The sequence below is a fragment of the Natribaculum luteum genome, from assembly GCF_023008545.1.
In the GTDB taxonomy this organism is placed as follows: Archaea; Halobacteriota; Halobacteria; order Halobacteriales; family Natrialbaceae; genus Natribaculum; species Natribaculum luteum.
Genome location: NZ_CP095397.1, coordinates 3,255,610 through 3,268,322 on the forward strand (window position 1 = coordinate 3,255,610; position 12,713 = coordinate 3,268,322).

Annotated in this window: 11 protein-coding genes; 7 read left to right on the plus strand and 4 right to left on the minus strand. The window is 66.8% G+C overall.

Annotated elements, in window-relative coordinates:
- Positions 1-82: 82 nt before the first annotated feature.
- Positions 83-697, minus strand: a complete 615-nt coding sequence (locus tag MU558_RS16830) for a nitrous oxide reductase accessory protein NosL (RefSeq protein ID WP_246969417.1) — start codon at positions 695-697, stop codon at positions 83-85.
- A 141-nt stretch (positions 698-838) separates the two neighbouring features.
- Here MU558_RS16830 and MU558_RS16835 point away from each other — a divergent pair, with 141 nt between their 5' ends.
- Positions 839-1,975: a M24 family metallopeptidase gene (locus tag MU558_RS16835; protein WP_246969420.1), complete on the plus strand. Its 1,137-nt coding sequence runs from the start codon at positions 839-841 to the stop codon at positions 1,973-1,975.
- A gap of 221 nt (positions 1,976-2,196) precedes the next feature.
- Here MU558_RS16835 and MU558_RS16840 read toward each other — a convergent pair whose 3' ends face one another.
- The 3 genes from MU558_RS16840 to MU558_RS16850 all read right to left on the minus strand — a co-directional run bounded on the left by MU558_RS16840 (position 2,197) and on the right by MU558_RS16850 (position 5,469).
- A complete protein-coding gene (locus MU558_RS16840) occupies positions 2,197-2,379 on the minus strand; it encodes a hypothetical protein (RefSeq protein WP_246969422.1) in 183 nt (60 codons plus the stop codon).
- Between the two features lie 383 nt (positions 2,380-2,762).
- The gene (locus MU558_RS16845; protein WP_246969425.1) at positions 2,763-3,893 is read right to left on the minus strand and encodes a DUF7350 domain-containing protein; all 1,131 of its coding nucleotides are present in this window, start codon (positions 3,891-3,893) and stop codon (positions 2,763-2,765) included.
- Between the two features lie 145 nt (positions 3,894-4,038).
- Positions 4,039-5,469: a hypothetical protein gene (locus tag MU558_RS16850; RefSeq protein ID WP_246969428.1), complete on the minus strand. Its 1,431-nt coding sequence runs from the start codon at positions 5,467-5,469 to the stop codon at positions 4,039-4,041.
- 184 nt (positions 5,470-5,653) lie between these two features.
- Between MU558_RS16850 and MU558_RS16855 the strand changes: the two genes are divergently transcribed.
- The 6 genes from MU558_RS16855 to MU558_RS16880 all read left to right on the plus strand — a co-directional run bounded on the left by MU558_RS16855 (position 5,654) and on the right by MU558_RS16880 (position 12,713).
- The gene (locus tag MU558_RS16855; protein WP_246969443.1) at positions 5,654-6,364 is read left to right on the plus strand and encodes an SCO family protein; all 711 of its coding nucleotides are present in this window, start codon (positions 5,654-5,656) and stop codon (positions 6,362-6,364) included.
- A gap of 1 nt (position 6,365) precedes the next feature.
- The gene (locus MU558_RS16860; protein ID WP_246969446.1) at positions 6,366-6,953 is read left to right on the plus strand and encodes a TlpA family protein disulfide reductase; all 588 of its coding nucleotides are present in this window, start codon (positions 6,366-6,368) and stop codon (positions 6,951-6,953) included.
- 3 nt (positions 6,954-6,956) lie between these two features.
- The gene (locus MU558_RS16865) at positions 6,957-7,631 is read left to right on the plus strand and encodes a cytochrome c biogenesis CcdA family protein (protein ID WP_246969449.1); all 675 of its coding nucleotides are present in this window, start codon (positions 6,957-6,959) and stop codon (positions 7,629-7,631) included.
- 224 nt (positions 7,632-7,855) lie between these two features.
- Positions 7,856-10,966, plus strand: coding sequence for a bacterio-opsin activator domain-containing protein (locus MU558_RS16870; RefSeq protein WP_246969452.1), 3,111 nt, complete (start codon positions 7,856-7,858; stop codon positions 10,964-10,966).
- Positions 10,967-11,205: 239 nt separating this feature from the next.
- Positions 11,206-11,901 carry a helix-turn-helix domain-containing protein gene (locus MU558_RS16875; RefSeq protein ID WP_377071353.1) on the plus strand — a complete coding sequence of 232 codons (696 nt, stop codon included), beginning with the start codon at positions 11,206-11,208 and terminating at the stop codon, positions 11,899-11,901.
- Between the two features lie 158 nt (positions 11,902-12,059).
- A complete protein-coding gene (locus MU558_RS16880; RefSeq protein WP_246969458.1) occupies positions 12,060-12,713 on the plus strand; it encodes a DUF7504 family protein in 654 nt (217 codons plus the stop codon).

Genomic DNA, 12,713 nt, shown 5'->3' on the forward strand with positions numbered 1-12,713 from the left:
TATTTCGTCTGGTTCATTCATCAAATCGACGGTAGTGGGTTTTGAAAATATTTGCTGGCGACGTTCGCGACGAACTGGCCGGTCAGACGAACCCGAGCGACTCGACGAGTTCCCTCGTGACCGAATCGTGGTCGTAGAGGTCGCCACCGTACTGGTCGGCGAACTCCTCGGCGTCGGTGGAGTCAGAGAACCCGATCAGCGATTCGCCCATCGCACCGAGGACGTCGCTGTCGACGACGAGGTCGAGGTCCCTCGAGTCGGTGTGTGCGTCCGCGCCGAAGTGTGCAGTGATGAACTGGGTACCATGTTCTTCGTACACTTCCCAGTCGACCGTCGAGTAATCGGTCAGGTAGATCACGAGCGGTTCGACGCCGGCTTCCTTCTGCTCGAAGTAGTACTCGTAGGCACAGGCGCTGCTACAGTAGGGAACGATGCCGTCTTGCTCGCCCGGAACGTCTTCGCCCTCGGGGTAGATCGCGTGTCCCGACGGGCCGGGGTGGTTGACGACGATCATGTTACAGACCCAGCAGCTGTGACCGTCTTCGATCGCGGCCGGTTCCGGAACGCTGTCGTCGCCACTGCCGACGCAGCCAGCGAGGACGCCGGCACTGGCGACGCCCGTCGTCGCGAGAAACGACCTCCTCGTCGCCCACCGTGGATCTCGATGCAACCTCTCCGTTACGTCGTGTCGATCCATATTCGAACGTGATCGCTAGCTAATATATTCGCTCTGGTACGATATCCGAACTTCGGCCGACACCACCCGAGCGGTGCCTCGATGACTCCTCACGAACGACTCGTCGCCACGACTATGCGCCCCTGGCGAGAACGCGCTCACATGACCGACCCGTTCGACCAGCGCATCGACGACTGCCGACGGCGACTCGAGGACACAGCGGCCGAAGCCGCCGTCCTGTTCCCGAGTCCGAATCTCACCTACCTGACCGGGTTCGAGGAGTCGCCGTCCGAACGCCACCTGTTGCTGTTCGTCCCGCGAGCGGGCGAGCCGGCGTTCGTCGCCCCCGCGATGTACGCCGACCAACTCGCGGCGACGCCGATCGACGACGTCCGACTCTGGGACGACGGTGACGACCCGGTCTCGCTCGTCGCGGAGACGCTCTCCGATCTGGACGTCGACGGCGGCCGCGTGCTCGTCGACGACAGGATGTGGGCGCTGTTCACCCAAAACCTCCGGTCGGTTCTCCCCGACGCCGAGTTTGACCTCGCGAGCGTCGTCTTCGAGGACCTCCGGCTGCGAAAGGACGAGACCGAACTCGAGGCGCTTCGCCGCGCTGGCGACATCGCAGACCGGGTCTCGGCCAAGATCCGGACACGGGGAGAAGACGTCATCGGAACGACCGAGGCGGACCTCGCCGCCGAGATCGAGCGGCTGCTCGCCGCGTCCGACGGCGGCGATCCCGCCTTCGAGACCATCGTCGCCTCGGGGCCGAACGGCGCACGTCCACACCACCACAGCGGCGACCGCGAGATCGAGGCCGGCGATCCGGTCGTACTCGACTTCGGCGCGTTCGTCGACGCCGACCTCGAGTCGGGAACCGCACGCTATCCGGGCGATCAGACGCGAACGATCGTCTTCGGCGGCGAGCCCTCCGCTGAGTACCGCGAGGTCCACGAGGTCGTTCGAGAGGCACAGGAGACAGCCGTCGAGGCCGTCGAACCGGGCGTCACTGCCGGCGAGATCGATCGCGCGGCCCGGTCGGTGATCGAGGACGCGGGCTACGGCGACGCGTTCGTCCACCGGACCGGCCACGGCGTCGGCCTCGAGGTCCACGAACCGCCGTACATCGTCGACGGCAACGACCGCGAACTCGAGCCCGGCATGGTCTTCTCCGTCGAACCGGGGATCTACCTCGAGGGGCAGTTCGGCGTCCGGATCGAAGACCTCGTCGTCGTCACCGACGACGGGGCAGAGCCGCTCAACGACTCGCCGCGTGGCTGGCAAAGCGAAACGTAATTCGGCGTCGTTCTGGCGTTCGCTCTCGTGGCTCCGATCCGATTCTCCCGACGAGGCGAACCCGCTGAACCGAGAAACAACGCGACGCTGTCGAGACGGACTCGAGCGGGTCATACTACCGGACAACAGTCAGTGACTGCCCGATCGCGTCTCGACGGCTGTCGTCAGCGACGACAGCGTCTCGAGTGCGATCGACGGCTGCACCGTGTTGTCCGGCAGTATCAGTAGTAGTATAACTCGAGTTCGTGCCCGCAGTTTCGACATCGCGTTTCCTTCCCCTGGAGGCGGTTCGTCTCGCCCAGGTCGGTGTCGGCGATGCCGGGTCCCGGCGGAACGGACGCGCTCACCGTCGCGTCACACCGCGGGCAGCCGATACTGACGTCTGGGTGGCTCGATTGTGACATGCGCTCTCCGTAGTCCAGCACACTGGATAGTTATCACAGTCATAAGCGTCCGGAAACGCAGTATGTCCCGCAAACAGTACGGCGTTGAACGACGTTTTCGCGCGTTCGTCACGGGTTGACTGCGTGCCCACCGGCGGTACGCCCGCGCTACGATGCTGGGGCCAGTCGGGGATCGACGCCCTCGAGTCACGCCAACGTTCGTCGGCGATTCCTTGAAATCGAGCCGAATCACATCAGTCTGTCGTCACGTGGTCACCGTCGTACGTGTCGCATACCGGCCGTATAAATTTTATAATGATATACTAAATGTGGTTGCGCGAGCGACGGTCACGGTTCTTTTCGAGGGTAGCGTAGAATTGCGAGAAAAACCGCTTAGCGGCGGGTTAGATGGTGAATTCGACGTCGTCGAACTCGAAAAACGCCGTCTCGTAGCCGTCGTGTCGCGCGACGCCGGGTGGGACGTCGACGGAGACCGTCACTTTGTCGCCGCCCTCGAGCGCGTCGACGCCGACGCCGTAGTGGTGGCCGAACGCGTGGTCGACGGTCTCGACGAGTGGTTCCGCGTCGAGGATCGCGTCCCCACCGCGTTCGACCGTCGCCGTCAGGGCCGTAAACGGGAGGACGACGCCGTTGTACGGCGTCCGTAGTGTGACGGCGAGGTAGGTGCCGTCGCCGTCCGTAAAGCGGTCGCGGTCGGTTTCGATCGCCGAAACCATCGCGTCGCCGCTGCGTTCCGTTCCGAGCACGGTCCCCGGGAGGTCCTCGACCGGCGGTCCCTGGGACGTGGGTGTGGGACCGAGTTCCATCGCGACGTGAGAGTCGGGGTCGGTCTGGCCGCCGTGATCGTGGGTGTCGTGGTCCATCAGCGACAGCGCGTCCCGCTCGCCGTGACGATCTGGTTCGATCTGTACGAACTCGAGGTCGTGGACGTCCGAACGGTCGTAGACGAACTCGATCTCGAGCGTCGCCGACGAGTCGAACCGATCCTCGAGTTCGCCGGTTCGACGGACGGAGACCGGACCGACCGAGATTCGCGCGGTGTACTCGCCTTCCTCGGGGAGGACGACGTTGTTGCCGTAGTGAAACCCCATCCGCTGAGAGATCATCGGCCAGGGCGGGCTGAATTCGCTTGCGACGCGCTCGCCGTCCTGGAGGAGGTCGACGCGCATCTCGAGGGGGAGGACGGTGTCTGTCTCGGCGTCCCAGGGCGTGACCATGAGGTGCATCGTGTCGTCGGCACCGACGACGACGCGGTTGCGGTCGGTCCCCGAGACGGTCCAGAACCGGTGGGGGAACGTGTAGGAGAGTTCGACCCCATATTCCCAGTCGGTCGCCCGGCCGTAGACGCCCATCTCCTCGCTCGAGGCCGGCACGTAGACCGCGTCCGGTCGGTCCTCGACGAGCGGCGGATCGCGCCAGGCCGACTGCTCTTCGAAGCCGAGTCGCTCGAGACAGCCGGCGAGACCGAGGGCAGCGACGGCCCCAGTCGACCGGAGAAACGCACGGCGATCCATTGACGGCAGTACGAACGTATCGCAAAAACGCTTTCCGGTCGTTTGCCCGCCCGTGCGTTCGAGCCTCTCGTGACTGCTGTCGTGAGTCGGTAGCGATGCAACCGCGAACCGTCTGGTGGGTCGGAACCAGTCACGACTGCCATCGTCAGGCGACGAACGGCGGCGACGACGCGGGCAGCGAGAGGATCCACAGGCTACAGACCGTGTACCAGATCATGACGACGACGAACGGGTACTGGCTCCGGATCGCCTGGAGGCGGCCGGGAAACCGGTCGAAGGCGGTCGCGTGGGCCGTCCAGATCGCGAGCAGGTGCCCGCAGACGACGGTGGCTACCTCGAGCGCGCCGACCCACGCGGGGAGCGCGAGCGTAGTCGGATTGACCGGTGGCGCGAGCGGGTTCGCCGCAGTGGCGACGAGCGCGGGAGCGAGGTTGAGCGAGAACGCGACGTAGTGGGCGAGGTGGTATCCAGCGGCGATCGCGAGCAGCGGCGGCGCGAACCGAACCGCGAGGACGCGACCGGTGAGGTAGGTCGGTGCCGTCCGCCTGGTGGCGACGGCCGCGAACAGGTATCCTCCGAGAAAGAGCGCGTAGCCGACGCACAAAACGAGGAGGTACGCGCTGCGCGGTGGCACGCCCGCGAACACGACCGCCTCGATCGTCCGCGCTCCCGGCGGCGTGACGACGAACCCGCTGAACGTCAGCTCCCAGACGATCAGCAGGACGAACGCGACCTCGCTCGAGTCGGCGACGACGTCCGGTCGGCGAAGCCACGATCCGGGCAGGACGAGTCGGTATCCGCCGTCGTCGCGCTGGATCGGCGCGACCGAACCGTAGAGTCGAAAGAGGACGGCCAGCGGATCGCCGTGACGAAACCACGCCTCGGGCGAGAACGCGAGCGCCCCGGCGACCGCGTAACCGGCGTAACAGAGCGCGAACAGCGCGAGCGCCTCGGGGTCTGTCGTGATCGGGAGGACGAGTTCGAGCCAGACGAGCGCGAACAGCCCGGCCACTGCGGGCCAGGTACGGAGCCGATCGGGATACTCGAGCGCGTCGGAGAGTCGATCGGGAACGACGGCATCCGCTGCAGTCGCGACCGTCCGGAACGGATCGACCGTCGGCCAGGGATCGACGACGAGGACGGCGACGATCGGGAGCAGCGATCGGACGCCGACGAACGTCACGAGAACGGCGAGGTTCGCGGTCGGTACCGGCGGGCCGACCAGTCCGACGAAGACGACGGCCGCGAAGAGAGCGACGCCGCCCGTCCTGCCGAGAAGCGCGCTGAATCGGCGAGTCGAGCGCGTCTCGCGAGGGCCGAACAGAGGAACCGACCACTCGTGGATCGCGTCGACGAACGTCCGATCGGTCACGAGGGCGGCGAGGAGTCCGGACGCGCCGATCGCAGTGCCGCCGGTGAGGAGGTAGAGCCACGTCGGCACCTCGAGGTCGCGCTGGTCGCCGAGGCCTGCCGCGACGTTCGACGCGGTTGCGGTGTCCGCGAACGCGACTGCGCCGAGTACGGCGGCTCCAAGCGTACCGACCGCGACCGAGACGCAAATTCCGTCGCGACGCATTCACTGCGAGCGACGACGTCCAGTGTGGTCTATCTATCCCGTGGCTTCGCTGGCGGAGAGACGACCGGCGGTCGCGATCGACGGTCCGCAGCGTCGCTCGCTTCACCGGCATCGCTCGTTTCACCGGTGTCCGTTCGACGATAGAACCAACGAACACTTGGCCGCTCACTTCGTCGATTCGGGCATGGACAGGCGTACGTACCTTCGTTCGCTGGGCGCGACGGGTGCTGTCGCCGCGGCGGGTTGTCTCGAGTCGCTCCCGGGGACGGGCGGGAGCCAGACGGTTCTCGGTCCGCCGGAGAAGACTCGCGGCGATCCCGTCTATCCGATCCACGGCGAGGAGTTGCCGTCGTTCAGTCTGCCCGATCCGATCGCCGGCGAGGAAATCGCCTCGGAGCAGTTCGAGGGCGAGCGATCGCTGCTGGTGACGTTTCTCTACACGTCGTGTCCCGACGGCGTGTGTTCGGCGCTGCTGTTACGCTTGCGCCGGGCACAGGAAGCGGCCGCGGCGGGCGGCTACGGCGACGACGTCGCGTTCCTCACGATGACAGTCGATCCGGAACGCGACACGGCAGACGTACTTCGTTCGTACGCCGACGAACGGGGTGCCGACCCCGAGGCGGACAACTGGCACTTCCTGCGCCCGAAGAGCTACGAGGCCGCACGGGATCTGCTCGAGGAGAAGTTCGGGGTGGTCGTCGAGAAAGTCGACCCCGAGAACGTCGAGGGCCACGAGAATCACGGCAGCCTCGAGTATCTGTTCGCACACGTCAGTCTGATCTTGCTGGTCAACGAGCGCGGAATCGTCGAGCGTGCCTACCAGAACGTGACGGCTCCCTCGGGCGTCGAGCCGTCGGAACTCGTCTCCGACCTCGAAACGGTGGTGAACGGGTAGTATGCGCCGCCGAGACGTCCTCGCTGGCGTCGGCAGCCTGGGCGTGATCGGTGCCGCTGGCGTCCTCGCCACGCGCGGCCCGTCCGCCCTCGAGGTCGACGATCAGGGCAACGGAGGATCGGGAGACGAGTCCGCCGACCCGGCCTCGGCCGACCCACTCGAGATCGAGACGATCGACGCGCCAGGGAGCGAGGCGGGGACGATGCGCGTCCCCGGCGACGGGCTGATGCTGATCGACTTCTTCGCGACCTGGTGTACGATCTGTGAGTCACAGATGCCCCACCTCGCCGACGCGAGAGCGGAGGTCGACGACGACGTCGCGTTCCTGTCGGTGACGAACGAACCGGTCGGTCGGTCGCTCTCGCGCGAGGACGTCGCCGACTGGTGGGTCGAACACGACGGCAACTGGCCGGTCGGCCTCGATCCGACGGTCGAACTCGCCGAACGCTACGACGCCCTCCAGTACCCGACGACGATCATCATCGACGCCGACGGCGCGGTCCGGTGGTACAACACCGGTCGAAAGAGCGTCGACGACCTCCTCGAGGCCGTCGAGACCGCACGCGCGGAAACGGGGACGGAGGCATAACCGATGGTCGACGCGTCGATCACACCGACGCTGGCGTTCGCGTTCACCGCCGGCCTCGCGACGTTCTTCTCGCCGTGTGCGTACCCGCTGTTGCCGGGGTACGTTGGCTTTTACGTGAGCCAGACCGACGGCGAGGAGGCGTCGCTGGGGGGTGCGGTCTCGCGTGGGCTGATCGCGGGGACGGGCGTGCTCGCGACGTTTACGCTGCTTGCGGGCGTGACGTTCTGGGTCGGCCACGCGACGCTCTCGAACGTCGCCATCTTCGAGCCGATCGTCGGCGGCTTCCTCGTCGTCTTCGGCGTCCTCGTCGCCGTCGACCGGGCCCCCTCGCTCTCCGTGACGCTCCCGAAACGGCGCTCGAGCGTGGCCGGCTTCGGCATCTTCGGGGCGGGCTACGCGCTCGCGGCGGCGGCCTGCGTCGCACCGATGTTTCTGGCGGTCGTCGGACGGGCGATCTCGCTGTCGACGGCGGAGGCGACGCTCGTGCTGGCGACGTACGCTGGTGCGATGGCACTGTTGATGGTCTCGGTGACGGTCGCGACCGGGATGGGCCTGCTCGCCAGTGCCGGGAGTCTCGCGGCGTACGCGGGGACGATCAAGCGGATCGCCGGCGTCGTGATGGCGATCGCCGGCATCGGCCAGCTCTACGTCGCGTTCTTCGTCTCTGCGGCCGCCTAGAGCAGACCGGTTTTCGTCCGCTGCTCGAGACTCTGGCGAGTTCCAATCGGTCGCTACTCGCCGATACGCTGTCGATACTTAACCGCTCGCCGACGTGAGTCACGTCTCGACGTGACTTCTCACGCCGTTGCGGTGCCGACGGGAACGACCTCTCGAGTCCGGCCGCAGCCTCGAGTACGGTCGGCCCGGCGCGGACTCGTCTTCGCGACCGAGGTGATCGCTCCGTGAGCGGGAGTCGCCCCGTCGCCGTCGGCGACGTCGTCCGCGTGCTCGTGGTCGGCGACTCGACGCGGACCGACGACGCGACGGCGACACTCGAGGCGGCCTTTTCAGGGCCGTCGGTTCTGACCGCGCGAACGACGACGACCGCGCTGGATCGGCTCGCGGACGAGGACGTCCACTGCGTCGTCTGCGACCTCGAGTCGGACGCGGCGGAGACGGCGACCGTCGAGACGATCCGGGAACAGGTTCCCGACCTCCCTGTCCTCGCGCTGGTCGACGACGGTGCTGCCGACGCGCTCGAGGCGGGTGCGACCGACGTGCTGTCCTCGGACGATCCACCGGCGGTCGTCGCCGCTCGAGTCAGACACGCCGTCGAACGATTCCGTCTGTCTTCGAGAGCGACCGAAGGAGGGCGGTACCGGGCGGTGCTCGACGCGTCGAACGCGCTCGTGGTCGTCGTCGACGAAGACGGCGACGTCGCGTACGCGAGTCCGTCGATCGAGTCGGAGACGGGCTACACGCCCGACGACCTCGAGCGCGGAGACCTCTCGCGGTTCGTCCACCCGAACGACCGCGAGGACGTCAGCGAGATGGTCGCCGAGGTGACGTCGGGGTCGCTCGGCGCGACCGCTCGCTCGACCGCCAGAATCGCGCGCGTCGACGGCACCTGGTACGTCTCGGACGTGACCGTCACGAACCGTCTCGACGATCCGGCCGTCGAGGGCGTCGTCGTCACGATCACACCGACCGAACTCACGGAGGCAGCCGACGAACGGCTGCAGGCGGCGATCGACCGGCTGGATCGTCCCTTCTTCGCGCTCGGTTCGAACTGGGAACTGACGGAGGTCAACGAGGTGGCGCGGCGGCTGTTCGATCAGCCCGTCGGCGAACTCGTCGGGACTGTCGTCTGGGAACTCCTGCCGGAGTCGGTCGCCGGGACGTTCTACGAGCGATTCCACGAGGCACAGACGACCGACGACGTCGTCGAGTTCGAGACGGCGTATCCGCCCCTCGAGACGCGACTCGAGGTGACGGTCTACCCCTCGGAGTCGGGCGTCACGGTCTCCGCGCGCGAGGTGGCCGCAGGCGAGGGACGGGATCGCCTCGACCTGTTCGAGTCGGTCGTCGACGCGCTCGAGGACGGCGTGTTCGTCGTCGAGGGAACGGCTATCTCGCTGGCGAACGCGGCGGTCTTCGATCTGGTAGACGCCGACACCGTGGTCGGTCGTGACCTGGCCGACCTGTTCGACGACGACCTCGCCGAGTCGATCCACGAGCGCGCTCTCTCGCCCGTTCGGCTGGGAGAGCCGATCGAGACGACGATCAGCGACGAGCGACCTGTCGCCATCTCGGTGACGCCGCTTCCGGAGGCCGACCGGGCCGTCTGTGTAATCCGCGACGCGACGGACCGAGTGGCCGTCCGGGCGGCGCTGTCGACGATCCGTGAGTTCCGGGGCGTCCTCGTCGACGCCGAATCCCGACCGGAGATCTACCAGGCGGTCGTCGACGCCGTCGCCGAGGTGCTCGCGGTGGACGTCGTCGGCGGATACCTGCGCGACGACGACAGCCTCAAACCGACTACGTTCGCGACCCCCGGCGTCGACGAGTCGTCGGCGCTCGAACTTCCGACCCTCGAGGTCGGCGAGACGGCCCTCGCCGAGGCATTCGAGACTGGCGACGCGTCAGTACACGACCGATCGGCCCTCGAGTCGCTCTTCGACGGCGTCGGGGTCCGCGCCGAACGCGTCCTCGTCGTCCCTGTCGGTGACGACGGCGTCGTGATCGCGACGACGACCGATCCGACGGCCTTCGGCGACCGCGAGGTCGAGTTCGTCGAGACGGTCGCCGTCCTTGCCGCCGTCACGGTAACGCGACTCGAGCGCGAGCGCGACCTCTCCCGGCAGTCGGCGCGCCTCGATCGCCTCGCCGCGATCGACGAGCGAAAGCGTGCCATCACGCGTCGGCTCGTCCGGGCCGACACGCGCGAGGAGATCGAACGGTTCGTCTGCAAGGAACTGGCCGCGATCGACTGGCTCGCACTGGTCTGGATCGGCGAGGTCGACGTCGCGACCGAGACGGTCTCGCCGCGTGCGTGGGCGGGCGAGGCCGACGACTACCTCGAGGCGATCACTGTCGACCTCGACCAGGATGGGGAACCTGCAGGCCGCGTTGCGGCCACCCGGGACGTGATCGAGATCGAGAACGTCGTTGGCGAGGATCGGAACCTCGAGTGGCGACGAGCGGCGCTCGATCGCGAGTTCGGCTCGGTTCTCGGCGTCCCGCTCGCGTACGACGGGTCGATCTACGGCACGCTCACCGCGTACGCCGATCGGCCGGCCGTGTTCGACGGCACTCGAGATGCGTTCGTCGAGCTGGGTGAGACGATCGCCTACGCGATCAACGCCGTCGAGACCAGGCGGGCATTGCTGGTCGACGGCGTCACCGAACTCGAACTCGCGATAGACGACGAGGACGACCCGCTCGCCGCCCTCACCCGGCGTGTAGATTGCACGCTCGAGCTGGAGACCGTCGTCCCCCTGTCGTCGAACCGGGCGACAGTTTTCGCCACCGTTTCGGACGCGCCGGCGGACGCGGTTCGCGACGCCGCTGTCGACCTCGAGTCGGTCGCGTCGGTGCGGTCGATCGCCGAGCGGGACGACGAGTCGCTGTTCGAACTGACGCTCGAGGCGGAGACGATCGCGACGACGGTCGCAGACCACGGCGGCGTCGTTCGGTCGGTGTCGGCCGCCGCCGAGCGGACGCGACTCGTCGTCGAACTCCCGCGCGGGGCGGACGTTCGGGCGTTCGTCCAGCGGCTTCGACGCGACCGGCCGACGGAACTGCTCGTCCGGCACGAACGCGACCGGTCGACCTGGACGAGACGCGCGTTTCGCGACGAACTCCGGGATCGGCTCACCGATCAGCAACTGCAGGCGCTCGAGGCCGCGTACTACGGCGGCTTCTTCGAGTGGCCTCGCGAGAGCACTGGCGAGGAGATAGCCAGCTCGCTCGGCGTCTCGCAGCCGACGTTCAATCGGCACTTTCGGACGGCCGAACGGAAGCTGTACACGCTACTGTTCGACGAGGGGACCGTCGGAAGCGACCGGGAATAAGACGATATTTCGCGACGAACTCCGGGATCGCGCCAACGTCGTCCGGGTAAATACTGTATTTCTCTGCCGTTTCGACGTTCTCGATCGTTGATTCGTGAATACATATAGCGTCAGTTCGGACGACAGTTTACGTGTGTAGCGTGACGTTCCAGATACCGGGGATGACAAGGGAAGAAACGAATGCGTGTGTCCCCTGTAAGTAGTGATTACCGCGGCCACCCGGGCTGGGCGGTGGTGGTATCGTGAGTACTGACGCCGTTGGCTCCGAGCGAGTAGTCCTCCGGTCGCGTGCTGAGGGAGGGATCGTCGCCGAAATCCGTCTCGATCACCCCGATCTCTTTCTCCGCCCGACCATTCGCCGGGCACCTGACGTCACGATCGAGCCGGAGTATCGGACGGCCGTCGAGCCGGACCGGACGCTGCTGTACGTCACCGCCTACGGGAACGCGTTCGACGACTTCGAGGCGGCCGTCGACGTCGACCCGACCGTCACCGATCCGGTTTTGCTCGACCGCTACCCCGATCGGCGGGTCTACCGCGTCGAACTCACCGACCGCGCGATCACGTACACGCCGAAGACGGCCGAGATCGGCGGCCGAGTCCTCGAGTGTACGAGCTGTCGCGACGGGTGGATCGTCCAGCTCCGGCTGCCGGACAGGGAGGCGCTCGTGGCGTTCAACGAGTACTGCCGGGAACGGGACGTTACCTTCCAGGTCAACCACTTACAGCAAGCCGACGACGGGGAAGACGGCGTCGTCGGCCTCACCACGAAACAACAGGAGCTGCTCACCGTCGCCTACGAGGAGGGCTACTTCGAAGTCCCGCGGGGGATCTCACAGAGCGAACTGGCGGAGCGACTGGACGTCTCGAAGTCCGCGATCTCCCAGCGCCTGCGCCGAGCGCTCGCCGAACTCTGCCGCGAGACGCTCACGTAGGCGCGAACGAAACGTACTTTACCCGCGCGGTCGAACTACCGACCTGACTTTCCGGTTCCTCCCGTTCGTCTCCGTTCGAGGCTATCGCCGATCGACAGATCCTTTCGCCGTCTGCCGACGAGAACGGCCCCTCGCGCCAGCTGGAACCACTTTCCACCATGACCTCCACGAACCATCGACCGACGCTGGGTGAATCGACAGTCGACGACCGGTCGCTTCCGGCCGATCTCCCGCCAGGAGCGACGATACTCGTCGCCGTCCCCGACTCGATCGAGCTTCCCTCGCTCCCACTCGAGTTACTCGCCCGGTACGCCGCACCCGAGGACTGTGCGATCTGTGTGACGAGCCGCCAGGGGGAGACGGCTACACTCGAGCCGACGATCGAGCACCTCACACGCGAGCACGTTGCTGGCGTGGGCGTCGTCGACACGACGGCGGGTGAACGGTTGACCGCCCTCTACCGTCCGGTGCCGACGGTTTACACGCCCGTTCCGGGCGACATCGAGCGGACGACGGTCGCCCTCTCGGAACTCCAGCAGTCGTTTCCCTGTTCCGACCGGTTGCACCTGTCGATCACGTCGCTCTCGCCGATCGTCGAAGACGTCGACAGGTCGGCTGCGGCCGTCCTCGAGTCGTTTCTGACGGCGATCGACCGCGGCGATGGCGTCGCGACGGTCGGCCTCGAGTACACCCGCCACGACGCGGAGACGATGGATTCGCTCTCGGCAGTCGTCGACGGCGTCGTCTGGGTGGAACCACAGCCGGACGGCGGGCTCGCACTCGAGTATCGGTCGGCGAGAAGTCGTCGGTGA